The sequence below is a fragment of the Hoeflea prorocentri genome (genome assembly GCF_027944115.1).
Classification (GTDB): Bacteria; Pseudomonadota; Alphaproteobacteria; order Rhizobiales; family Rhizobiaceae; genus Hoeflea_A; species Hoeflea_A prorocentri.
The window spans coordinates 3,148,907-3,170,978 of record NZ_JAPJZI010000001.1; the positions used below are offsets into that span (position 1 = coordinate 3,148,907).

General features: G+C 59.0%; 23 protein-coding genes and 1 pseudogene. 5 read left to right on the forward strand and 19 right to left on the reverse strand.

Features of this window, described 5'->3' with window-relative positions:
- Positions 1-5 precede the first annotated feature (5 nt).
- From OQ273_RS14720 to phnG, 12 genes are all read right to left on the reverse strand, one after another.
- Complete coding sequence (locus OQ273_RS14720) at positions 6-713, reverse strand: DUF1045 domain-containing protein (protein WP_267991252.1); 708 nt, start codon at positions 711-713, stop codon at positions 6-8.
- Between the two features lie 99 nt (positions 714-812).
- Positions 813-2,393: a phosphonate ABC transporter, permease protein PhnE gene (phnE, locus tag OQ273_RS14725; protein WP_267991253.1), complete on the reverse strand. Its 1,581-nt coding sequence runs from the start codon at positions 2,391-2,393 to the stop codon at positions 813-815.
- Positions 2,394-2,396: 3 nt separating this feature from the next.
- Positions 2,397-3,365, reverse strand: coding sequence for a phosphonate ABC transporter, permease protein PhnE (phnE, locus tag OQ273_RS14730; protein WP_267991254.1), 969 nt, complete (start codon positions 3,363-3,365; stop codon positions 2,397-2,399).
- Positions 3,366-3,434: 69 nt separating this feature from the next.
- Complete coding sequence (gene phnD, locus OQ273_RS14735; protein WP_267991255.1) at positions 3,435-4,343, reverse strand: phosphonate ABC transporter substrate-binding protein; 909 nt, start codon at positions 4,341-4,343, stop codon at positions 3,435-3,437.
- Between the two features lie 92 nt (positions 4,344-4,435).
- The gene (phnC, locus tag OQ273_RS14740) at positions 4,436-5,257 is read right to left on the reverse strand and encodes a phosphonate ABC transporter ATP-binding protein (protein WP_267991256.1); all 822 of its coding nucleotides are present in this window, start codon (positions 5,255-5,257) and stop codon (positions 4,436-4,438) included.
- Between the two features lie 206 nt (positions 5,258-5,463).
- On the reverse strand, positions 5,464-6,081 hold the full coding sequence (locus OQ273_RS14745) for a DapH/DapD/GlmU-related protein (RefSeq protein WP_267991257.1): 618 nt from the start codon (positions 6,079-6,081) through the stop codon (positions 5,464-5,466).
- The gene (phnL, locus tag OQ273_RS14750) at positions 6,078-6,785 is read right to left on the reverse strand and encodes a phosphonate C-P lyase system protein PhnL (RefSeq protein WP_267991258.1); all 708 of its coding nucleotides are present in this window, start codon (positions 6,783-6,785) and stop codon (positions 6,078-6,080) included. The genes OQ273_RS14745 and phnL overlap by 4 nt, the downstream gene beginning before the upstream one ends.
- Before the next feature lie 9 nt (positions 6,786-6,794).
- Positions 6,795-7,571, reverse strand: coding sequence for a phosphonate C-P lyase system protein PhnK (gene phnK / locus OQ273_RS14755; protein WP_267991259.1), 777 nt, complete (start codon positions 7,569-7,571; stop codon positions 6,795-6,797).
- A complete protein-coding gene (locus OQ273_RS14760; protein WP_267993108.1) occupies positions 7,564-8,445 on the reverse strand; it encodes an alpha-D-ribose 1-methylphosphonate 5-phosphate C-P-lyase PhnJ in 882 nt (293 codons plus the stop codon). The genes phnK and OQ273_RS14760 overlap by 8 nt, the downstream gene beginning before the upstream one ends.
- 8 nt (positions 8,446-8,453) lie before the next feature.
- Positions 8,454-9,560, reverse strand: coding sequence for a carbon-phosphorus lyase complex subunit (locus OQ273_RS14765; protein WP_267991260.1), 1,107 nt, complete (start codon positions 9,558-9,560; stop codon positions 8,454-8,456).
- 7 nt (positions 9,561-9,567) lie between these two features.
- A complete protein-coding gene (phnH, locus tag OQ273_RS14770; protein WP_267991261.1) occupies positions 9,568-10,188 on the reverse strand; it encodes a phosphonate C-P lyase system protein PhnH in 621 nt (206 codons plus the stop codon).
- The gene (phnG, locus tag OQ273_RS14775; RefSeq protein ID WP_267993109.1) at positions 10,188-10,604 is read right to left on the reverse strand and encodes a phosphonate C-P lyase system protein PhnG; all 417 of its coding nucleotides are present in this window, start codon (positions 10,602-10,604) and stop codon (positions 10,188-10,190) included. The genes phnH and phnG overlap by 1 nt, the downstream gene beginning before the upstream one ends.
- A 176-nt stretch (positions 10,605-10,780) precedes the next feature.
- On the opposite strand from phnG, the gene phnF reads away from it, so the two are divergent.
- A complete protein-coding gene (gene phnF, locus OQ273_RS14780) occupies positions 10,781-11,530 on the forward strand; it encodes a phosphonate metabolism transcriptional regulator PhnF (RefSeq protein ID WP_267991262.1) in 750 nt (249 codons plus the stop codon).
- On the opposite strand, the gene OQ273_RS14785 is transcribed toward phnF, so the two are convergent.
- The gene (locus OQ273_RS14785) at positions 11,531-12,697 is read right to left on the reverse strand and encodes an NAD(P)/FAD-dependent oxidoreductase (protein WP_267991263.1); all 1,167 of its coding nucleotides are present in this window, start codon (positions 12,695-12,697) and stop codon (positions 11,531-11,533) included. It abuts the gene before it with no gap.
- Positions 12,698-12,708: 11 nt separating this feature from the next.
- On the opposite strand from OQ273_RS14785, the gene mnmC2 reads away from it, so the two are divergent.
- A complete protein-coding gene (gene mnmC2 / locus OQ273_RS14790) occupies positions 12,709-13,419 on the forward strand; it encodes a tRNA (5-methylaminomethyl-2-thiouridine)(34)-methyltransferase MnmC2 (protein WP_267991264.1) in 711 nt (236 codons plus the stop codon).
- A 65-nt stretch (positions 13,420-13,484) separates the two neighbouring features.
- On the opposite strand, the gene OQ273_RS14795 is transcribed toward mnmC2, so the two are convergent.
- The 6 genes and pseudogenes from OQ273_RS14795 to OQ273_RS14820 form a co-directional block, all read right to left on the reverse strand.
- Positions 13,485-14,585, reverse strand: coding sequence for a branched-chain amino acid ABC transporter substrate-binding protein (locus OQ273_RS14795; protein WP_267991265.1), 1,101 nt, complete (start codon positions 14,583-14,585; stop codon positions 13,485-13,487).
- A 100-nt stretch (positions 14,586-14,685) separates the two neighbouring features.
- Positions 14,686-15,042: a DUF6867 family protein gene (locus OQ273_RS14800; RefSeq protein WP_333781691.1), complete on the reverse strand. Its 357-nt coding sequence runs from the start codon at positions 15,040-15,042 to the stop codon at positions 14,686-14,688.
- Positions 15,042-15,770, reverse strand: coding sequence for an ABC transporter ATP-binding protein (locus OQ273_RS14805; RefSeq protein ID WP_267991266.1), 729 nt, complete (start codon positions 15,768-15,770; stop codon positions 15,042-15,044). The genes OQ273_RS14800 and OQ273_RS14805 overlap by 1 nt, the downstream gene beginning before the upstream one ends.
- Before the next feature lie 35 nt (positions 15,771-15,805).
- Positions 15,806-16,633, reverse strand: a pseudogene (locus OQ273_RS14810) (ABC transporter ATP-binding protein); the annotation flags it as partial.
- Between the two features lies 1 nt (position 16,634).
- Entirely contained in the window at positions 16,635-17,975 is a 1,341-nt protein-coding gene (gene livM, locus OQ273_RS14815) for a high-affinity branched-chain amino acid ABC transporter permease LivM (RefSeq protein WP_425493419.1), read from the reverse strand.
- Positions 17,972-18,907, reverse strand: a complete 936-nt coding sequence (locus OQ273_RS14820; protein WP_267991269.1) for an ABC transporter permease subunit — start codon at positions 18,905-18,907, stop codon at positions 17,972-17,974. Before OQ273_RS14820 ends, livM begins: the two co-directional genes overlap by 4 nt.
- A gap of 570 nt (positions 18,908-19,477) precedes the next feature.
- On the opposite strand from OQ273_RS14820, the gene OQ273_RS14825 reads away from it, so the two are divergent.
- The 3 genes from OQ273_RS14825 to OQ273_RS14835 are packed head-to-tail and all read left to right on the forward strand — an operon-like array spanning position 19,478 to position 21,997.
- The gene (locus OQ273_RS14825; protein ID WP_267991270.1) at positions 19,478-20,287 is read left to right on the forward strand and encodes an ABC transporter ATP-binding protein; all 810 of its coding nucleotides are present in this window, start codon (positions 19,478-19,480) and stop codon (positions 20,285-20,287) included.
- Positions 20,284-20,988: an ABC transporter ATP-binding protein gene (locus OQ273_RS14830; protein WP_267991271.1), complete on the forward strand. Its 705-nt coding sequence runs from the start codon at positions 20,284-20,286 to the stop codon at positions 20,986-20,988. The genes OQ273_RS14825 and OQ273_RS14830 overlap by 4 nt, the downstream gene beginning before the upstream one ends.
- A 13-nt stretch (positions 20,989-21,001) precedes the next feature.
- Positions 21,002-21,997, forward strand: a complete 996-nt coding sequence (locus OQ273_RS14835; protein ID WP_267991272.1) for a branched-chain amino acid ABC transporter permease — start codon at positions 21,002-21,004, stop codon at positions 21,995-21,997.
- The last annotated feature ends 75 nt before the right edge of the window (positions 21,998-22,072 follow it).

A 22,072-nucleotide genomic window follows, 5' to 3' on the forward strand; every position in this document is an offset into this window, starting at 1 on the left:
TCATGCTATGCGTAGCGCCGCTGCTCATCGGCAAGCAGCGGAAAGAGGGTATGGACCTTGAACGGCGCGCCGGTTTCAGCTTCGGTAAACAGCGCAATGTTGCGAACCTCAACCGGCTCGCTCAGCACCGGGTCGAAGAATGCGTGCAAGGCCTGCTCGATCCGGGGTGCATCGGCTGATCCGACAGGCCCGGTCAGGGTCATATGGAATCGGAACTCCTCAAAGACATAAGGATAGCCCCATCGCTGCAGATTGGCCAGTTGCGGCGGAGTCAGATGTTGAGGCGAGCGGCGTTCGATCTCGGCATCGTCCAGCGGCGCTCGATAGGCCTCAAAGTCACGCACGCATCTGGCTGCAAGGTCTTCGAGCTCGGCGACCGGATTGTCCGGCACGAGCGCAAAGAAGGCGCCGATACGGGTAATGGAGAGCTTTGGTATCTCAAATGATTGAACCGATCCGGAAAACGATGCCAGTTCTGTCACAAGCTCGTTTTCACTCATGCCGGAGGCTAAGCTGAATGGTGCCTTGAGTGTCCCGTGAAAACCGTAGCGACGCGGCGACGCAGTGTGAAAAGCAATTTCCGCATCGTTGAGACCGGAAATGGCCGGGGCTTCAACCGTCTCATCGGTAAAGGCGTCGCGCCCCAGCCAATTGGTCGCAACGCGGGTCAAAGGATCACTCGAGGGCGGCGCGAAATAAATTGCATACCGCATGGCGTTATCTCCCGACTATCGGATTTTCGGAGCGCGGGCGGCGGTGGCCCGCTGAATCAGACATAAAGCAACTGTACGACAATATCATGAGCATGGCACCTAGGCGGCTTTCGGCTCGCGCCCGATCAGGCGGCTGCGAATGGCGTTAGAGATAGAGTCGAAGATGAAGACGGTCGCCAGGACTAGCAGAACCATATAGGCGACATTTTCCCAGTCTGCATTCGTGCGCATCGCTTCCCAGAGTTTCAGACCGATCCCGCCGGCGCCGACGGCACCGATGATGGTGGCCGAGCGGGTGTTCGATTCCCAGAAATAAAGCGACTGGCTGGCAAAGACAGGCAGGACCTGCGGAACCACGCCGTAGCGCTGAACCAGAACCGGCGACGCGCCAACCGACCGGATGCCTTCGCGCTGTTTGTCGTCAACATTCTCCAACGCCTCCGCATAGAGCTTTCCGAGCGTTCCGGTATCTGTGAAGAAGATCGCCGATATGCCGGCAAGCGGCCCCGGCCCGAAGGCGCGGGTAAAGAACAGCGCCCAGATCAGCATATCGACACAGCGCAGGAAGTCGAACAGGCGCTTGATGAACTGGTTGGCGATCCAGCTTCGCGTGATGTTCCGGGCGGCTGCAAATGACAGGGGGAAAGCGAGCAGCGTCGCAAAGAGCGTCCCGACAAATGCCATGACAATCGTCTGGAGCAGCTTGATCCAGACATCGGCATGCTGCCATTCGGCATTGTAAAGAAAGTTGTCCCAAGCAAGGGCAAGATTTGACATCTCCGGCTTGATCCGATCGCCGCTCGAAATTGTTCTCATCACCTCGGCAAACCCCATGCCCCAGAACGGCGAAGCCGTGTCGAACCAGAAATTTTCCCACCCGAGGAAGCGGTGACGAACCTTGACCTCGTCATTTTCGACTTCAAGCGTGCCGGCAAAGCCGAACTTCATCAGGATATCGCCGCCGGCCTGCATTTGCTGCGCCCATTGAGGCAGCGGTCCGTTAGCGGTCACAGAGGTATCGGGAACAACATCTACGACAAAGGTCTCGCCATGGTAATCAACGCTTACCTGGCCCGGCTCGATGTTGATCCTGGCGGGTCCGAGTTCAAGATCAACACGTGTGACAACCGTCTGCGTCACCATCTGCGTCCTGCCGGACGTATTGATCTCTTCGGCCGGTCGGGCGGTCTGCGCCTGCGGAGCCATGAAGCTGTTGCCCAACGAGGTGTCGCCGGTACCGCCCTCCTGTGTACCCGGCGCACCCGGCATCATGAAGGAGTTCACCCTTGAACGTGTGCTGGTCTCCGTACCGATGCCTCCACCGGTATCGACAATGACCTCACGCTCGACATTATCGGTCGTCTTTCGCAACCAGACCGGATCCGGATCGCTGCCAAGCGGCGAAAAACGCGGAAACTCGACCTGCAGATAATCGCCATCATATTCGATATCGGGGCGCACCTCGTAGCTGATCCAGTCGGCAAGATAATTGCCGGCAATATCCCAATTGCCGTTCTTGAAGGCGGTTCCGATACCGAAAAGCGACCATGCAAATATGAGATAGGCGCCGACCACCGTCAGGATAATGGGTGCCCGCCAGCGTTCCAGAACCGGCCTGTGAAACACAGCCTCGTGACGGGAGGCAAGGCTATCGATGGTGTCAGCGGACGGCGTCTTCATCCCTTAGCCTCCCCTTCCGAATTCAAAAGCCTGGTTGCCGACGATGCGCTTGCGCAAACTGGCGGAAAGCTGGTCGACGGCGACGATCGTGACGAAGAGCAGCAGAATGATCGCCAGCGTCTTGGCCTCGTGTCCGCGGCTGATCGACAGGCGCAATGTCTCGCCGATGCCGCCGCCGCCGACCGCGCCGATAATGGTCGAGGCACGCACATTGATCTCGAAACGCAGCAGGCTGTAGGACAGAAAATTCGGCATGACCTGCGGAACGATGCCGAACCAGACACGTTCGACCCAATTGCCGCCGGATGCCCGCAGGCCCTCCTCAGGTCGCATATCGGCATTCTCAACCACTTCGAAGAACATCTTGCCGAGCGCGCCGATCGTGTGGATCGCCACCGCGATGATCGCCGGTATCGGGCCAAGCGACAAAATGGCGAGGAAGAAGCCGGCGATGACAATTTCGGGGAACGCCCGGAGGAGTTCCATGAAGCGGCGGACGAAAAAACGCAGCCAGCGGCGCGTTACAAGGTTCGAGGCGGCAAGGAAGCAAAGTATGAACCCGAAGGCGAAGCCGATCAGTGTCGCCATCAGCGCAATGTTGATGGTCACCACCATCTTGTAGACATATTCCGGAATGTAGAAACTCTCGGTCAAATAATAACGGCCGTCGGGGTAGTCATATTTCAGGCTTCCATCCGCATAGGGCGACGGCAGATCGAACATGGCGCGCCAGACTTCCCATCCGTCGCGAGGCATGAGATCGCCGATAAAATCGAAGAAGTGCGGCAACCGGTCAAAGAACTTGCCGGCATTGGTTTCGTTTGCGAACCACAACGAAGCACCGAGCGCCACCGCGAGACCGATCACGCCCGCCCAGGTATAAAGGCGGCGCTTGAAGAGCATTTCCTGCCAGTGTCGTTCGACAATACGGCCCTCAGCGGAAAGCTGAACGGGAGGAACGGCGGTGCTCATGGTTGGCAAATCCGATATCCGAGTAAAGGGGCGCTACGGTCTGAAGCAACCGTAGCGCCGCTTGCTTATCTAGCTGCCGATCTTCGCCTTACGCGCGGCGATGATGGTTTTGTAGAAGTTCTCGTCGACCTCGGTGAAACCCTTGTAGTCACCGCCCTGAATGGCGCTGAAGCAGGCCGGGTCCTTCTGCGGAAGAGCCATCATGAATTCCTTGAACTTGGCTTTCATGTCCGGGTCCATAGACGAACGAACAACAATTGGACCGTTCGGAATCTGCGGCGACTGCCAGACCTGAACAAGTTCACCCATGTCGAGGATGCCCTTGTCGACCATCTTGCGCAGATTGCCGGACGTATAGCCGTCGTCGAATTTGCCGACGCCCGATGACCAGGTGGTGCCGGCATCGAAATTGCCTTTGACCACTTCAAGAACCAGGTTCTCATGGCCGCCGCCAAAGCCGGTCTCGCCGAAATATTCTTCGATCGTCGTGCCGACATCGCCTGGAAGCGAGACGCTCGGCACCAGATAACCCGAGGTGGAATCCGGATCGGCAAATCCGAGCTTCTTGCCCTTCATGTCGGCAAGCGATTTGATGCCGGAGTCCTTGCGGGCGACCATGACAGCATAGTAGCCGGTGGAGCCGTCCGTCTGGATGGTCGTCAGGATCGGCTCAACAGCCTTGGGATCCGACAGATAGACCTTGGCGTAGCCGGATGCGCCCAGCTCCGCATAGTCGAGCGTGCCGCCGAGCAGGCCTTGAACGACGCCGTCATAGTCGGCAGCGGGAAAGAGCGAGACCTTTTCGACGCCGATCGCAGCCGGAAGCTGATCGACCAGGCACTGGAAGTTGCGAAGACGGTCGGCTTCGTTTTCACCGCCGAGAATACCGATACGGAATACCTTCAGGTCTTCGGCCTGCACCATTCCGGCCGTCATGATTGTGAGTGCAACGGCACCAAGTAGCGTTTTCTTGAACATGGGTTTCTCCTGTCTAGTCCCTGTCAAACTCTGAACAATTGCTGCGATTGGCCCTTCACGCGGGCAAAACGATCACGGTTCCCGCCCGGCTCTCAGGCAGCCGGTTCGAGGGAGCCGATCGATTCCGTGCCGCCAGACGAGCCAAGGCTCGTCGAGGTGATTCCTTCCGACAAATCCTCACCTTCCGCGCCGTAGATCATGCGGACGGCGTCGGCAGTCAGTTGATCGGCGGGTCCGTCAAAGACCACCTTGCCGCCGGCCATGCCGATGACGCGCTCGCAATAGGTCCTGGCCGTATCAAGCGTATGGAGGTTGGTGATGACAGTGATCCCCTCCTCCTGATTGATGCTCTTGAGCGAATCCATGACAATCTGCGCGTTGAGGGGATCGAGCGAGGCGATCGGTTCATCCGCCAGTAGCATCTTCGGGCTCTGCATCAGCGCCCGTGCGATGGCCACGCGCTGCTGCTGACCGCCCGATAGCGTGCCGGCGCGCTGCAGGGCCGTCTGCGCTATGCCAAGCCTTTCGAGAGCCATGATGGCCATCGCCCGCTCGCTGCGCGACCAGGAACCGGCAAGGTTCAGCAGCGTGGAGCGATGATTGAGCCGGCCCAGCATGACATTCGTCAGCACGTTGAGCCGTGGAACAAGGTTGAACTGCTGGAAGATCATCGCGCAGTCGCGCTGCCAGTTTCTAAGCGCCGCGCCCTTCAGGGAGGATACCTGCACCTCATTGAAGCGAACCACACCGTCGCTGGGGTCGATCAGCCTGTTGAGCATGCGAAGGAGCGTGGATTTGCCGGCCCCGGACCGGCCTATGACACCGACCATCTGCCCCTGCGGGATCTGAACCGATACATTTTCGACAGCGGCAAAACTGCCAAACCTGCGTGTCACATTTTCCAGTATTAGCATCGGCGGCTCCATGCGATCCCGAAATCTGAAGTCCGGGCTATCGGTAGGGCCTGCGCATGACCGACAAATTACAAAATCATGTCACTAATGTTACAATCCACATTATGACCTGTTGATTGAGGAAGCGCTACTAACACATTGCAAAAAAATGACTTTCTCGCCGTCATAGCCGGCAAGCTGCTTCGAACTCGATCCGCCAGGACAATTCAACCGGCGTATGTTTCCAAGAACTGTTCAGCGGTCAGCGCGCGGAAATCCGCAAGCGCCCGATGCAGTCTGTCGTGCTCCCAATCCCACCAGGACAGGGCATCCATGCGGGCAGCGGTTTCCTCAGCAAACCGCCTCCTGATCGGCTTGGCCGGAACGCCGGCGACAATCGTATAGGGCTCGACGTCTTTCGTTACGACCGCCCCGGCGCCAACCACCGCGCCATTGCCGACGGAGACGCCGGGCAGGATGATCGCGCCATGGCCGATCCACACATCATGACCGATGGTGATCGCATTGCCCCTGCGCCAGTCGAAGAAGGACTCTTCGTGGCTTTCGCCCTCAAAATAATCACCAGCGCGATAGGTGAAATGATGTTGCGTCGCGCGCCATATCGGATGATTGGTCGCGTTGATACGGACGTGGCTTGCGATGTTGACGAATTTGCCGATCTTCGCCGCCCAGGCTTCGCTATCGCGGATCATATAGGAATAGTCGCCAAAATCGCACTCGACCAGTTGGCAACGCTCATCGATTTCTGTGTAGCGCCCGACCATGCAATCGCGCACCACCGCCGTGTCATGGATCAGCGGCTTTTCGGAAAGCCCCTTGCTCATGCGGCATCCTTTCCGGCTGCAAAATGCGACACGTCCAGAACGCGGTCGGCGACTTTCTCGCGCACGTCCTGATCGTGGAAGATGCCGAGAAGCGCCGTGCCCCTCTCTTTTTTCTCAAGGATCAGTTCGACCACCACGGCCCGGTTGAGCGCATCAAGCGACGCCGTCGGCTCATCCAGCAACAACAGCGGATGATCGGTGATGAAGCCCCGCGCTATGTTGACGCGTTGCTGTTCCCCGCCGGAGAAGGTCGCAGGCGGCAGTGTCCAAAGGCGCTCGGGCAGATTGAGCTTCTCAAGCAGAACCGACGCACGTTCGCGTGCCTCTGCGCCTTCGACGCCACGGGCAAGCAGCGGTTCGGCCACCACATCGATGGCGGAGACGCGCGGCACGGTGCGCAGGAACTGGCTGACATAACCGACGAAATCGCGGCGCATGGAAAGCACAGAGCGCGGATCGGCGCTGGCGATATCGATCGTCACCTCATCATGCGTCATCAGGATCTGTCCCTGATCGACTGCGTAGTTGCCGTAGAGCATCTTGAGGATCGAGCTCTTGCCGATTCCGGATGGACCACCGAGCACGACGCATTCGCCCGCCGCCACGGCGAAACTCACATCTTCGACAACCGGCAGGCAAATGCCGTCGCGAAGATGCATGGTGAAACTCTTGGAGACTTCCGAAACAACAAGTGGCGTTGGCATGGCGCGCTCCTAAACCTGCAGGATCGATGAGACGAGCAATTGCGTATAAGGCTCGCGCGGATCGTCGAGCACGCGGTCCGTCAGCCCGTGTTCGACAACGACCCCTCCCTTCATCACCATCATGCGGTGCGACAGGAGGCGAGCGACGGCCAGATCATGCGTGACGACAATGGCCGAAAGGCCGAGATCGTTGACGAGGCCACGCACCAGATCAAGCAGACGCGCCTGGACGGAAACGTCCAGCCCGCCGGTCGGCTCGTCCATGAAAACGAGGCGCGGGCCGGTAACGAGGTTGCGGGCGATCTGCAGACGCTGACGCATGCCGCCGGAAAAATCTCGCGGCTGATCGTCAATGCGGTCGGTTTCGATCTCCACGCGGCCAAGCCATTCACTCGCCGTGTCGCGGATGTTTCCGTAATGGCGTTCACCGATGGCCATCAGGCGCTCGCCGACATTCGCACCGGCTGAAACGGTCATGCGCAGCCCGTCCGCCGGGTTCTGATGAACGAAGCCCCAGTCGGTGCGCATGAGGAACCGGCGCTCCGCCTCACCCATACGGTAGAGGTCGCGCAACTGGCCGTCACGCATGCGGTATTCGACCGTTCCCGATGTCGGCGGCAATCGCGTGGAGATGGCGTTCAGGAGTGTTGTCTTGCCGGAGCCGGATTCACCAACCACCGCCAGCACTTCACCCGGCCAAAGTTCAAAGGACACGTCCTTGCAGCCGACGCGGCTGCCATAGAACTTGGTCATCGCGCTGACGCGCAACAGGGGCAAGTCACTCATATTCCGACTCCGCCTTGTCCTGCGCCATGGCGCCCTTGTGACCGTCTTCGCGCCGTATCTCGCAATAGTCCGTGTCGGAGCAGACGAACATGCGCCCGCCTTTGTCATCGAGGACAACCTCATCGAGATAGACGCCGGTTGCAGCGCAAAGAGCACAGGGCTCCTCGAACTGCTGCACCTCGAAGGGATGATCCTCAAAGTCGAGGCTGACAACATCGGTATAGGGCGGGATCGCGTAGATGCGTTTTTCGCGTCCGGCGCCGAAGAGCTGAAGCGCCTGCGAACGGTGCATCTTCGGATTGTCGAATTTGGGCGTTGGAGACGGGTCCATCACGTAGCGCCCCTCAACCTTGACCGGATAGGCATAGGTCGTGGCGATATGGCCGTTCTTGGCGATGTCCTCATAGAGTTTGACATGCATGAGCCCGTATTCTTCAAGCGCATGCATCTTGCGCGTTTCCGTCTCGCGTGGCTCGAGGAACCGCAACGGTTCGGGAATAGGCACCTGATAGACAAGGACCTGCCCCTCCTTCAGCGTCTCTTCGGGAATGCGGTGCCGCGTCTGGATAATTGTCGCGTCCGAGGTCTGGGTGGTGACAGCGACATCCGCGACCTTTTGAAAAAAGGCTCGGATCGATACGGCATTGGTGGTGTCGTCGGCGCCCTGGTCGATCACCTTCAACGTATCGTCCGGGCCGAGTATCGACGCCGTGACCTGCACACCACCTGTGCCCCAGCCATAGGGCATCGGCATTTCGCGGCTGGCGAAGGGGACCTGATAACCGGGAATGGCAATCGCCTTCAAAATGGCGCGCCGGATCATGCGTTTCGTCTGCTCGTCGAGATAGGCGAAATTGTAGGTGGCCAACTGCATATGCGTGTTCATTCGGCGGCCTCCAGTTTTTCGTCGGACTTGTCGCGCCCGGCCTCGTATTCGCCGCGCATGCGGCGCACCAGATCAAGTTCGGCCTGGAAATCGACATAGTGGGGCAGCTTCAGATGCTCGACAAAGCCGGTCGCCTGTACATTGTCCGAGTGGGAAATGACAAATTCCTCATCCTGTGCCGGCGCGGTCAAATCCTCGCCAAGCTCTTCGGCCCGCAAGGCCCGGTCGACAAGCGCCATGGCCATGGCCTTGCGCTCGCTCTGACCGAAAACCAGGCCGTAACCACGGGTGAATTGCGGCGGCTGTTTGGCTGAGCCCTGAAACTGGTTGACCATCTGGCATTCGGTCACCCGCACGGTGCCGAGGCTGACGGCAAAGCCCAGTTCCGGAACATCAATCTCGACCTCCACCTCGCCGATGCGGATTTCTCCGGCAAAAGGGTGACTGCGGGCATAACCACGCTGCGTCGAGTATCCGAGCGCCAGTAGAAAGCCCTCGTCACCGCGCGACAGCGCCTGCAGGCGCACATCGCGTGTCATGGGAAACTCCATGGGCTCGCGTGTCAGATCGCCGGTGGCGTGATCGTGCGGAAGATCGCCATCGTCCTCGATCAGCCCTTCGCCGGCGAGGATTTCGGAAACGCGCGGTGTGCGCCCCGTCTGGTTTTCGCGGGTCTCAGGCATGTCGACATCTGTCTCGTGCATCAGGTCGGGATCGAGCAGCCGGTGCGTGTAGTCGAAGGTCGGGCCGAGCAGTTGCCCGCCCGGCAGGTCCTTGTAGGTGGCCGAGATACGCCGCTCGATCAGCATTGTGCCGGTGTCGACAGGCTCGCTATAGCCGAAGCGGGGCAAGGTCGTGCGGTAGGCGCGCAGCAGGAAGATGGCTTCGATCACATCGCCGCGCGCCTGTTTGAAGGCGAGTGCTGCAAGCTCACGGTCGTAGAGCGAGCCTTCGGACATGATCCGGTCGACGGCCAGCCCCAATTGCTCAACGATCTGCGTGATATGCATCGCGGGGACCGCGCGATCGCCACGGCGGCGGTCTGCGAGGAGCCGGTGGGCGTTTTCGATGGCGGCCTCACCGCCTTTAACGGCTACATACATGGCGCGCTCACCTCCCCCTCTTGATCTTTACGGTTCGCGGCAGGGCAATGACGCCTTCCGGCGCTGCCAACAGCACATCGACGCCGCGCGGGAACCGCATCCCGTTGGCACTCCATTGATCCATGAACCTGTCAGGCAGGCCTTGCGGCACAATGTGCGCGATTTCCTGAATGCCCGGCCCTGTCAGTGTCAGGCCGGGACCGCCTGACAGAGCAGCGATCTGCACAATGAGCGTTGTGGAGCGATCGGGGTATTCCTGCGTTCCCTGCGAAAAGCTTTCGAGAGACGGCAAAGCCTCAGAATCGGAGATAACGGCAAAGTCCGCATCCAGCATTTCCCGGACGATCGGTGCAGCTGTATTGAAGGCAAGCCATCCTGCAACGTCGCTGCTGCGCGCAAGGACCGGATCGAGCCAGATTTGGGTGTCGTGATCGAAAAGCGTTGCGGCGATTGCTCCGGTGACGGGCGTCAGTGGCGCTGGCGGTTCCGTCAGGTTTTCAATGGCGGCAATCTTGCCCGGGCGGGCGATTGCTTCCATCACCTGCCTGAAAACCGCCTGTGCATCGAAGACCGGGTTGGCGAAGCCGCCCTGGATCGCGGACGGATCGTTTGCCTGCAGAACAGTCATCAATCCTCTCCCCTGACCATGGTGAAGAAATCGACCCGTGTTGCGGCGGTTTCCTCCTGATTGCGCTTGTCTTCAGCGTCGAGGCGATCGCGAACCGGATGGATGACATCGCTTTCAACCCTTTGCCGGAATGTTTCGTCCTGCCACAGCGCATCAAACAAGGCGGCGTGCCGGACTTTTTCCTTATCGGTTCCAAATGCGTAGGCATGGCCAATACGGCCGGTTGAAAGCCGCATGGTCGCGCGTGTGACGGTCGCCTCACCGAAATTGAATGGCGCGCCACCGCCGCCGATGCGCCCGCGCAGCATGACCAGACCCGTCTCGGGTCCGCGCACGGCATCGAAGTCCGGCCTTTGCGGCCACTTATTCCAGGCATCCACCAATTCTTCCCGCGTCGCACGGGCCAGAACAGCCATGGCTTGCTTGCGCGCCGATTGCTGCGCTTCTGAAGCCCCTGCATTTACCGATGAAGGATCTGTCGCTTTTGTCACGATTTTCTCCCGATTTGTCTATTTATCTAGACAATTAGACATCTAATCATTATCTCTATAGCGCAATAATGACTGCTGTGTGACAGGGAATCTGAAAACCGATGGAATTCGTGGAACGGCGCAGCGGGATTTCGCTGTGGCGGCAGATCGCCGACCAGATCCGTATTGCCATAAGCAATGGCGAGTTTGATGAGAGCGGCGCACTGCCGGGCGAACTGGCACTGGCGAGACGTTTCGAGGTCAACCGCCACACGGTGCGCAGCGCTATTGCCTCTCTTGCGCGTGAGGGCGTGCTGAGGGTCGAACAGGGCCGCGGAACCTTCATTGCCCGCCACACAAAGCTGCAATATCCGATTGGCCGGCGCACACGCTTTTCCGCCGGTCTTGCCGGCCAGATCAAATCACGCGGCGGATTTCTCAAATCACATGTCACCGAGGCGGCAACGGGCCATGTTTCACGAGCCCTCGAACTTGAACCGGGCGCGCCGGTGCTGAGGCTTGAACGCGTTTCGTCGGCGGACGGCGTACCGGTTTCGCGCGGCATCAGCTGGTTCGATGCGGAAAGGTTCCCGGACTTCGCCAATCGCTACGAAAGCCGAAAATCAATCACTGCCGTCCTGAACTCATACGACATTGAGGATTATGTGCGCATATCAACTCGCATATCCGCTCACCATGCGGATCCTGCGACGCTTGACGATCTGAAACTGTCACCTGGTGCCATCACCCTGCGGACCGAAGCCGTGAACGCCGAAGTGGCCGGACGGCGGCTTGAGTATTCCCACACTTTTTTTGCTGCGGACCGGATCGAACTGGATATCGATCATCAGGCCGGAACCGCCCTGCCCTGATCAGCGCAGATGCGCATCAATGGTGAAGCTTTCCGGCAAAGAAGGACATTGATCGTCGAGCGCGAAATCCAGTGCACAAGCCGCCATTTTGTGGGCAATGCCGAATGTGATCTTGAAGCCGCCGGTCGCAACCGTGGTACGTTTACATCCGGGCACAACGCCGATCATCGGGTCGCGGCGCACAGCCTTGGGACGGAGCCCTGCCCAACGTTCAAGGACCCTTGCCCCTTCAAGCGCCGGACAAAGACGGCTCGCCTTGGCGATCACGTCGTCGAGCTTTTCATCAGTGCCATGACCGTCCTCGAAATCGGTCTCGCTGGTGCTCCCGACGGCGACCGTTCCGGCTGCATGCGGCACGACATAAGTCCCGTCGGAAAAGACCAACGGCAGATCGGCATCAATATCGGCGTCAAGCAGTGCGGTCTGGCCCTTGACCGGTTTGCCGTAGTCCGCTGGCGGCCGGCCCGTCAGTCGGCCGAGAAGTTCGAATGTCTCATGTCCCGCAGCCAGAACGATGTGGCCCGCATCGATGGGCGTGCCGGACGCCGTCGTCACACGGGCGGAACGATCCTCGAAGGACAGGAGGCCGTCGCTCTCCACTATTCGTGCCTTGCTATCAAGGCTGGCTTTCAAAGCCGCCATATAGTTGCGCGGGCTGACGCGCGCCGAAAGCGTCTCGTGGACGAAGCCGTTCGGCCCGCTGGCTGCATCCGGCCAGCCCGCCTCCTCAGGACTGTCGCTGACCGCCCATGCATAGCCTGTTTGCGCGCTGTCCCAGACATTTTCCGCCGCCTCGATCCGTTCCACCGCCAGGTCCCGGTGATGCGGTTTGATCAGAGGAATGATGCGGCCGCAGCGGCGATAGCCGCAGCCGAGACCGGTTTCGGCCTCGAGCTTTCTGACTTCATTTTCAAGGCTTGCAAGAGCCTCGAACTGAAACTGCTTTTTCGGGTTCCAGCGCTCCGGCATATGCGGCATCAACGCGCCGAGCAGCCCGCCGCTGGCTCCCGATCCGGCAGCGCGGGCGTCAAGCACGATCACATTCAACCCTCGCGCCGCCGCCAGACGCGCCGTCCAAAGGCCGACCACACCAGCGCCTGCAACAAGAAGATCGCAAGACAGACGGTCCCGGTTGGTTGTATAGGGCTGCGTATTCTTTAGGGTCATGGAAACGGACTATGGGCGATAAAGACAAAGAATATGACGCCGGAGCGGTCGAGTGGCATGAGGGTGATATGCCCTATTCACCGGAATTTGGCGATCACTTTTATTCTCGCGCCGATGGCCGCAAGGAATGCGGACATGTCTTCATCGGCGGCAACGGTCTGCCCGAACGCTGGCGAAACAAGAGCGATTTTACCGTTGCCGAACTCGGCTTCGGAACCGGTCTGAATTTTGCCGAGACCTTGCGCCAGTGGCTGGCGGACGAGCAGCGGAGCGACCGCCTGACCTTCGTCAGTTTCGAACTGCATCCGCTTTCGGCGGGCGAGATCGACCGCGCACTCGCAGTCTGGCCCGAACTGGATTTGCAACGCAAAGATCTCGTCCAGGTATGGCCGCCGAAACCGGACGGCATTGTTCGTATCGATCTTGCCGAAGCGGTCTCGCTCAAGGTTCACATAGGCAAGGCATTTCATTGCCTGCCGCTATGGCGGGAAACAGCCGATGCCTGGTATCTCGACGGTTTTGCGCCGGCCCGGAACCCCGAAATGTGGTCACAGGAACTCATGCAGGCCGTCTTCGACCATACGGGGGCCGGTGGAACATGCGCCACCTATTCGGCGGCCGGCTGGGTGCGGCGTAACTTGCAGGCAGCAGGTTTCGAGGTTGAAAAGCGCCCGGGATATGCCGGAAAACGGGACATGATGGCCGGCCGGCGCGGAGCTTAGACTGACATCAAAAAACCCCGCGAGCGTTGCCGCCCGCGGGGTTCTGACACACTCCGACTGCGCGATTAGCGGTAGTCGTAGTTACCGTTGCTCCACTCGTACCAGACATAGCCCGGCAGCGAGACGTCGCCCTTGTCGTTGAAGCTGAGGTCACCCAGAACGGTATTGAAATTGCCGTCGTTGAGAGCCGGGATCACCTTGTCCGGCTCTGCGGTTCCGGCAGCCTCGGCGGCCTGCGCCCATGCCTGGATGGCGGCATAGGTGTAGAGCACATAGCCTTCCGGCTCGATGCCCTTGTCACGGAACTTCTTGACGACATCGGCAGCCGCATCGCTCTTGCGCGGATCCGGCGAGAAGGTCATCAGCGTGCCCTGGCCGGCATCACCGGTGATGGACCAATATTCATCGGTTACGAGCGCATCGCCCGACACAAGCTGCGTGCTCATGCCCTGATCGCGCATCTGGCGCACGATGAGGCCGGCTTCGGTGTGATAACCGCCGACATAAGCGACATCGATGGCTTCCTGCTTCATCTTGGAGACGAGCGCCGTGTAGTCCTTTTCACCGGCCGTATAGGCTTCGTACATCTTGGCAGAGCCGCCAAGCTCCTCAAGAACGTTCTTGGTCGCATCCGCAAGACCTTTGCCGTAGGCGGTCTTGTCATGAAGGATCGCAATGTTCTTGCCCTTGTATTCTTCGGCCAGAAGACCGCCGGCAACCAGGCCCTGCTGGTCATCGCGGCCGCACACGCGGTAGACGTTCGGACCGCCTTCATCGGTCAGCTTCGGATTGGTCGAAGCCGGCGAGATCTGAATGATGCCTTCTTCCTCATAGACCTTGGAAGCCGGGATCGACGAACCGGAGCAGAAATGTCCGGCCATGAAAACCACGCCCTTCGACACCATCTGGTTGGCCACAGCAACAGCCTGTTTCGGATCGCAGGCATCGTCACCGACGCTCAGCACAAGCATTTCACCGTTAACACCGCCAGCTGCGTTGATGTCTTCAACAGCCTGTTCGGCGCCGGCTTTCATTTGTGCACCAAAACTCGCGTACTGACCGGTCATCGGACCGGCGGTCGCGATTTCAATGTCAGCCCAGGCCGTTCCCGTGGCCATGCCGACACTGAAGGCAAGTGCGGTTGTCGCTAGTAGATACTTCTTCATTCTCTTTTCTCCCGTAGTCGTCCTTTCAGGGTGGATTTCCACCCATGGGGGGACTCAACCCCAAACTGAATACGATTGCAATTCCAATTGTCTAGACTGGTTACTCCATCAGTTGCGTTTTCTTTTCCCGCCAGGAAAGCGGACCTGAACGCTCGTAAAGCCAACTGTACTGCGTCACCATCTGGCGCACGCGTGTCACGCGGTAGCCCAGAAGCGCGGCAGCAATGAGGACTGCGGCGTCGACGGCATAAAAGTGCAGTGACAGCAGCCCGCCGTCAAAGAGCGCAAAATGGAAGAAGCGCACGACGGCCGCCATCAACAGCATGTACAAGATGGGCTGAATGATCGGCCGCCAATGGGTGGCGAGCGCGCGGCCGGCCATGTAGCCGGCGCCGCCGCCGATGATGACGGTCAGGAACAGGAAGGTGGTGAAACTGGTGTCCCATAATATGCCCATCAGTGCGCTCCCCCTTCCAGATAGGCCGCACGCACCTCTTCACGGGCGAGCAGCTCTGTACCGGTTCCACTCATGGTGATCTTGCCGTTGACGATCACATGCCCCTGGTGGGCAAGCTTGAGTGCGTGGTAGGCGTTCTGTTCAACGAGGAAGACCGTCAGGCCCTGGCTTTCGTTCAGTTCCTTGATGACCTCGAAAATCTGCTTGACGACGAGCGGCGCAAGGCCAAGCGACGGTTCGTCAAGCAACAGGAGTTTTGGTCTGGCCATCAACGCCCGTGCGATGGCAAGCATCTGCTGCTCGCCGCCCGAGAGCGTGCCGCCGCGCTGGTCCTTGCGGTCCTTCAGGCGCGGGAACAGCTCAAAAGCCCGTTTCATATCCTCGTCGAAATGGGCCGGGTCCGCGACGGCTGCACCCATCTGCAGATTTTCCATCACGGTCATACGCGGGAAAATGCGACGCCCCTCGGGAGACTGTGAAATCTGCAGCCGCATGATTTCGTGGGTCGGAAGGCGGGTAATGTCCCGGCCGTCGTAAATGATCTGGCCACGGGCGGCATGGGGCTCGCCGCAGACTGTCATCATCAGCGTCGATTTGCCGGCGCCGTTGGCGCCGATGAGCGTGACGATCTCACCTTCGTGAACATCCAGGGTTATGCCGCGCAGCGCCTGGATCTTCCCATAGAATGTTTCGACATCACGGATCTGAAGCATGGGTGGCTTGCTCATGTGCGTGCCTCCGCTGCCGTTTCCTCGATTTCATGCTCGACCGCGTCGACCTCTTCATCCTCGACGCCGAGATAGGCGGCTATCACCTTGGGATCGTTGCGCACCTCGTCTGGCGTGCCGTCGGCGATCTTCTCGCCATAGTCGAGCACGACGACGTGATCGGAGATTTCCATAACGACATTCATGTCATGCTCGATCAGCAGAATGCCCGTATCCCTTTCCTTTCTGACGAACAAAAGCAGTTTGTTGAGTTCGTCGGATTCTGCGGGATTAAGCCCCGCTGCCGGCTCATCAAGACACAGAAGTTGCGGATCGGTGCACATGGCGCGCGCAATCTCAAGCTTGCGCTGTTCGCCATAGGGCAGATCGGCGGCGGCGTCGTCGGCCCGGTCAATCAGATTGATATGATCGAGCCAGTATTCGGCAAGCTCGACCGCCTCTTTCTCCGCCCGTTTGAAGCTGGCGATACCGAAGATTCCGCCAATCGTCTGCTTGGAGGCGCGCATCAGCGGATTGTGCTGTGCCACCATCAGGTTTTCCAGCACCGTCATGCCGCCGAACAACCTGATGTTCTGGAAGGTCCGGGCGACACGGGCCTCCCGGGTGATGCGGAAATCATCCATACGTTCGAGCAGGAATTTCTCGCCGTCCTTTCGGTGCATGGTGATGCGGCCCTCGGTCGGCTTGTAAAAGCCGGTCAGGCAGTTGAAGACCGTTGTCTTGCCTGCGCCGTTCGGTCCGATCAGCGCCGTGATCTCACCGCGGGCTGCGGTCATAGACAGGTCGTTGACGGCCAGAAGGCCGCCAAAGCGCATGCGCAGATGCTCAACGGTGAGCAACGGGGCTTTGTCAGTCACCGTCATGTCAGTGGCCCTCCCCTTGCGCAACCATGTCCGCGGACACCGCCTTTTTCTGCTTGAGGAAGATCGACGGCTCACGTGTCGAAATCAGCCCGCGCGGCCGCCAGATCATGATCATCACCATGGCAAGGCCAAAGATCAGCATCCGGTATTGCTCGGCCTCGCGGAAAACCTCAAAACCGCCGATCATCGCGACGGATGCGATGACGACACCGATCTGCGAGCCCATGCCTCCCAACACCACGATGGCAAGGATCAGAGCCGATTCAATGAAGGTGAAGCTCTCCGGCGAAATGAAGCCCTGACGGGTTGCAAAGAACGATCCGGCAAACCCTGCGAACATCGCACCGGTGGCAAAGGCCGTCAGCTTGACCGAGGTGGTGTTGAGCCCCAGCGAGCGGCAGGCGATTTCATCTTCGCGCAAGGCCTCCCAGGCACGCCCGATAGGCAGCCTGCGCAGCCTGATGGTGACGAAATTCGTGATCAGGGCCAGCACCAGTATCAAGAAATAGAGGAAGATAATGCGATGGATGGACGAATATTCCAGGCCGAAGAAGTGGGCAAAGCCCTCCTCACCGCGCTTGAACGGAATGCCGAAAAAGCTCGGCCGCGGAATGCCTGACAATCCATCAGGCCCACCGGTAAACTGATACCAGTTCAACAAAACGACGCGGATAATCTCGCCGAAGGCGAGCGTGACGATGGCCAGATAGTCACCGCGCAATCTAAGAACCGGGAACCCGAGAATAATGCCCCAGAAAGCAGCAAGAATGCCCGCCAACGGAAGGCATATCCAGAAAGACAGGCCGAAATACTGTGCCAGCAAGGCGTAGGAATAGGCTCCGACCGCATAAAAGGCCACGTATCCAAGATCAAGAAGGCCCGCGAGCCCGACGACAATATTGAGACCCCAGCCCAGCATGACATAGGTCAGGATGAGAATGCCGAGATCAAGCAGATACCGGTCGGTAAACGGCAGGAAGGGGAACACGACCGCGAAGAGCAGAAACAGCGGCACGGCCACCTTGCCGATTTTTGACAGGACAGCCGCATAGCCATCCTGCAGCGCTTGGGGCACAAATGTGCGATCCGATCCGGGCACGCGCCGCCACACGGTTAACAAGAGGATCAGCCGTCCGATGACCACGGCGGCGATTATATAGAATGCCTCTTCGAACCGCAGGACAAGCGAGAGACCGCCGGTCGCCGTTTCCGTCTTGAATGCGATGGTTGAACCGAAGATGGCTGCGCCGAGCAGCGCGGTGATCGCCAGATCCTTACCGATCTCGGCAATGTCCAGACGGTTTCCGCTGGCTGGAGCGGTTTGTGCGACCTCAGCCATCAGACCTTCTCAACCTCCGGCTTGCCGAGGAGACCCTGCGGCAGGAAGATCAGGACGATCGCCAGCATGGAGAAGGCTGCAACGTCCTTGTATTCGACCGAGAAATAAGCCGACCAGAGCGTCTCGATCAGGCCGATGACAAGCCCGCCGAGCATGGCGCCGGGCAATGAACCAATGCCACCGAGAACCGCCGCGGTAAACGCCTTCACGCCCGCGACAAAGCCGATATAGAAATCGATGACGCCGTAATAGAGCAGATACATGAGGCCGGCGACCGCGGCGAGCGCCGCACCAAGCACGAAGGTTGTGGAGATGGTGCGGTCGACATTGATGCCAAGGAGCGCAGCCATCTTGCGGTCCTGCTCACAGGCGCGCTGCGCACGCCCGAGAGACGTTCTGGCGATCATCAGCGAAAAAATCGCCATGAGTGCGACGGTCACAGTGATGATCAGGATCTGCATATTGGAAATCTGCACGACGAACTCGCCGTTTTCATCGACGCGCCGCATGATGGTGTGCCCGCCGGAAATAATCGGCTGAAGCGGCTTGACCCGGGCGCCTTGCGAAATCTGGATATAGTTTTGCAGAACGATCGAGACGCCGATCGCGGTGATCAGCGGTGCGAGGCGAAACGAGCCACGCAACGGCCTGTAGGCCATACGCTCAAGTGTCCAGCCGAAAACCGAAGAAATGATCATCGCACAAACAAGGACAAGGATGAGCGCAAGGATCATCAGCCCGATGCTGGTTGACGCGGCAAGACCAAGCGCAGTGATGACGATCAGCGAAATGAATGCGCCGACCATAAAGATATCGCCGTGGGCGAAGTTGATCATGCCGATGATGCCGTAGACCATCGTATAGCCGATCGCGATCAGCCCGTAGATGGAGCCAAGCGTCACACCGTTGATCAATTGTTGTACAAAATATTCCACGAGCTTCCCCAATTCTCCCGTTTACGCCACCGAAATCACCGACGGCGCAATTGTTCTGCTCTAATTCAGTGCGGTACCCCCAACAAAACGCTGCGGCGACCATGCCCGAACCGGGCAGGATGCGGTGTGACAGTTGTTTGCAATGTCAGGACGGAACGTTTTTTCGGTACGAAACAATAGTTCGGCCGGATCGTTACGATGAACCAGTCGATCCCGTTTCCACTCGCTTGCCAAACATGTGCCGGCAGCATACTTCCCCGATCTGCGACTTAACGACGCTTTTTTGTTCCTGCAGCTAGAATGGACAAATTTGTTTTCAGATCAATAGCTAATTTACGTTGATACAAAACCCCGGTGGACAGGCCCTGTCAGGACAAAGGCGCCACTGCGCCGGCTGACGATCCTATCCACGCCCGATTCGGCGCAAATGCGCGGTTTTCCTTCCCAAGCCATCGGACGAATGGTAAGGGAAACTCAAAAAGCTCGGTTGTTTGCAGGCGGCCACGGCAATCTTAACTGGAAGATGCTCCCGGACCGCAGGCGACCCAAAAGAACAACAAACGGGGAAACATGGGTTCAATCATCGATGTGCGGAGCGTAACCAAGCGCTTCGGTGGTTTTCACGCCGTCGACGACTGCACGTTGTCCATCGAAAAGGGTTCCATCACGGGACTCATCGGGCCAAACGGGGCCGGCAAAACGACGCTGTTCAACATGGTGGCGGGCACCTATGTCCCGACATCCGGGCAGATCCTGCTTGATGGTGAGGACGTAACAGGTCTTCCGGCCCATGAGCTCTTTAATCGCGGCCTGTTGCGCACCTTCCAGATCGCGCATGAGTTTTCCCATATGACGGTGACGGAAAACCTGATGATGGTCCCGGCCGGCCAGAGCGGGGAAAACCTTGCCTCAGTCTGGCTGCGGCCGGCCAGGGTCACACAGGAAGAGGCAGAGGTCAGGAAAAAAGCCGAGGAAGTCCTGGATTTCCTGAAGATCACCCATGTCAAAAATGAGCTGGCGGGCAACCTGTCGGGCGGTCAGAAGAAACTGCTGGAGCTTGGCCGCACCATGATGGTGGACGCCAAGGTCGTGCTGCTTGATGAAATCGCCGCGGGTGTCAACCGCACCCTGCTCAACGATCTGGTCTCGAACATCGAACGCCTCAATCAGGAACTCGGCTACACATTCTTTGTCATTGAGCACGACATGGACATGATTGCCCGACTTTGCGATCCGGTCATCGTTATGGCGGCCGGTTCCGTCATGACCGAGGGACATATCGAGGACATTCAGAAAAACGAGGCTGTCATCGAGGCTTATTTCGGCGGCTCGCCGACCGGCGAAGCGACAACCGAACTCCATAAGGAGGCAGAACAATGAGCCTCCTTGAGATTAAGGACCTGCACGCCGGCTATGGCCAGATGAGCATCCTCAAGGGCGTCAACATGACACTCGACGAGGGCGAAATCGGGGTCATCGTCGGCCCCAACGGCGCCGGAAAGTCGACGACGCTGAAGGCGATCTTCGGCATGCTCAACATAACGGGCGGCTCGATCGGCTTTGACGGAGCGGACATTACCGGCATCCGCTCGGAAAAACTCGCCGATCACCGGATCGCCTTCGTGCCACAGGAACACAATGTGTTCCCGACCCTGACGGTGCATGAAAATCTGGAAATGGGCGCCTATGTGCGCCGTGACGATTTTTCGGCGGTGATGGATCACGTCTACGACATCTTCCCGCCACTGAAGGAAAAGAGACAACAGGCGGCCGGCGAACTGTCGGGCGGCCAGCGGCAGATGGTTGCCTTCGGCCGTGCGCTGATGATCGAGCCGAAACTTATCCTGTTGGACGAGCCGACCGCCGGCCTGTCGCCGATGTTCATGTCGCAGATCTTCGACAGGGTCATCGCCATCAACCGGACCGGCGTGACGGTCGCCATGGTCGAGCAGAACGCCAAACAGGCTCTGGCCATCGCCCACAAGGGTTTTGTGCTCGCAGGCGGCCAGAACTCCTATACAGATACCGGCCGGAACCTTTTGAACAACCCCGAAGTCGCCGCAAGCTTTTTGGGCGGGTAACGGGAGAGACGATTTGAACGAACTCGTATTTTTTCTAAACAAGGGCCTCATCTCCGGCCTGATCATCGGCTCGATCTATGCGCTGGGCGCCGTTGGCGTAACGCTGATCTTCGGCATCCTGCGCTTTGCGCATTTTGCCCACGGGGACATGATGACCCTCGGCGCCTTTGTGACGCTGATCCTGACGGCGGCCCTCGCTTCGCTCGGCATTGTCTTACCTGTGCCGCTCGCCTTTGTCGCAATGTTTCCGGCGATGGTGATCACCGCGTTCCTCGCCATCGGTCTCGATAAGACATTTTACAAACCGCTGCGGCAGGCCGGCGCCAGACCGGTTGTCCTTGTCATGGCCTCGGTTGGCGTGACCTTGATGCTTCAGGGCATCATCCGGCTTTTTGCAGGCGTGCGCGGGCGGGACATGTTCCTTGAAGCGCCGAAAGAAATCTTCCGCATACCCTTTCCCGGCGCATCGCGGCCGGTGATCATCACAGAACCGCAAGTGCTCCTTGTCGGCTTCGTCCTTGTCGCGGTCATCGTGCTGCACTGGTTCCTGACGCGTTCGCGTCTTGGCAAGGCCATGCGCGCCGTATCGGACAATCCGGAGCTTGCCCGCATTACCGGCATCAACACAAACCATGTGGTCTGGGCGACGTGGATCATAGGCGGCGCGCTTGCCTGTGCGGCCGGCACGCTGCTTTCCATGGACGTTACGCTCAAGCCGGACCTGTCCTTCAACATCCTGCTGCCGATCTTTGCGGCAACCATCGTCGGCGGGATCGGCCAGCCCTATGGCGCGATCGCCGGCGGCTTCCTCGTCGGCTTTTGTGAGACCCTGGCCGTCTTCAACTGGTCGATCCTTCTCAGGCCGATCAAGGATGATCTGTGGTTCGAGGTGCCCAACAACATGGCGCTGGTACCGACCGAATACAAGTTGATGGTGCCGTTCCTGATCTTGATCATCGTGCTGATCTACCGGCCCACCGGGATATTCCGCGGGAGGGTTCTGACATGAGCACCGAGACCCAGTATTCACCAATCCGGGATGTCGTGCTGTTTGCGGCGCTCGGCGTGCTGATCCTTTTTGTTT

Excerpts from the sequence above, each read along its gene's own strand:
- OQ273_RS14720 (WP_267991252.1), bottom strand. The coding sequence starts at position 713 with ATGCGGTATGCAATTTATTTCGCGCCGCCCTCGAGTGATCCTTTGACC.
- phnE (WP_267991253.1), bottom strand. The coding sequence starts at position 2,393 with ATGAAGACGCCGTCCGCTGACACCATCGATAGCCTTGCCTCCCGTCAC.
- phnE (WP_267991254.1), bottom strand. The coding sequence starts at position 3,365 with ATGAGCACCGCCGTTCCTCCCGTTCAGCTTTCCGCTGAGGGCCGTATT.
- phnD (WP_267991255.1), bottom strand. The coding sequence starts at position 4,343 with ATGTTCAAGAAAACGCTACTTGGTGCCGTTGCACTCACAATCATGACG.
- phnC (WP_267991256.1), bottom strand. The coding sequence starts at position 5,257 with ATGCTAATACTGGAAAATGTGACACGCAGGTTTGGCAGTTTTGCCGCT.
- OQ273_RS14745 (WP_267991257.1), bottom strand. The coding sequence starts at position 6,081 with ATGAGCAAGGGGCTTTCCGAAAAGCCGCTGATCCATGACACGGCGGTG.
- phnL (WP_267991258.1), bottom strand. The coding sequence starts at position 6,785 with ATGCCAACGCCACTTGTTGTTTCGGAAGTCTCCAAGAGTTTCACCATG.
- phnK (WP_267991259.1), bottom strand. The coding sequence starts at position 7,571 with ATGAGTGACTTGCCCCTGTTGCGCGTCAGCGCGATGACCAAGTTCTAT.
- OQ273_RS14760 (WP_267993108.1), bottom strand. The coding sequence starts at position 8,445 with ATGCAGTTGGCCACCTACAATTTCGCCTATCTCGACGAGCAGACGAAA.
- OQ273_RS14765 (WP_267991260.1), bottom strand. The coding sequence starts at position 9,560 with ATGTATGTAGCCGTTAAAGGCGGTGAGGCCGCCATCGAAAACGCCCAC.
- phnH (WP_267991261.1), bottom strand. The coding sequence starts at position 10,188 with ATGACTGTTCTGCAGGCAAACGATCCGTCCGCGATCCAGGGCGGCTTC.
- phnG (WP_267993109.1), bottom strand. The coding sequence starts at position 10,604 with ATGGCTGTTCTGGCCCGTGCGACGCGGGAAGAATTGGTGGATGCCTGG.
- phnF (WP_267991262.1), top strand. The coding sequence starts at position 10,781 with ATGGAATTCGTGGAACGGCGCAGCGGGATTTCGCTGTGGCGGCAGATC.
- OQ273_RS14785 (WP_267991263.1), bottom strand. The coding sequence starts at position 12,697 with ATGACCCTAAAGAATACGCAGCCCTATACAACCAACCGGGACCGTCTG.
- mnmC2 (WP_267991264.1), top strand. The coding sequence starts at position 12,709 with ATGGGCGATAAAGACAAAGAATATGACGCCGGAGCGGTCGAGTGGCAT.
- OQ273_RS14795 (WP_267991265.1), bottom strand. The coding sequence starts at position 14,585 with ATGAAGAAGTATCTACTAGCGACAACCGCACTTGCCTTCAGTGTCGGC.
- OQ273_RS14800 (WP_333781691.1), bottom strand. The coding sequence starts at position 15,042 with ATGGGCATATTATGGGACACCAGTTTCACCACCTTCCTGTTCCTGACC.
- OQ273_RS14805 (WP_267991266.1), bottom strand. The coding sequence starts at position 15,770 with ATGAGCAAGCCACCCATGCTTCAGATCCGTGATGTCGAAACATTCTAT.
- OQ273_RS14825 (WP_267991270.1), top strand. The coding sequence starts at position 19,478 with ATGGGTTCAATCATCGATGTGCGGAGCGTAACCAAGCGCTTCGGTGGT.
- OQ273_RS14830 (WP_267991271.1), top strand. The coding sequence starts at position 20,284 with ATGAGCCTCCTTGAGATTAAGGACCTGCACGCCGGCTATGGCCAGATG.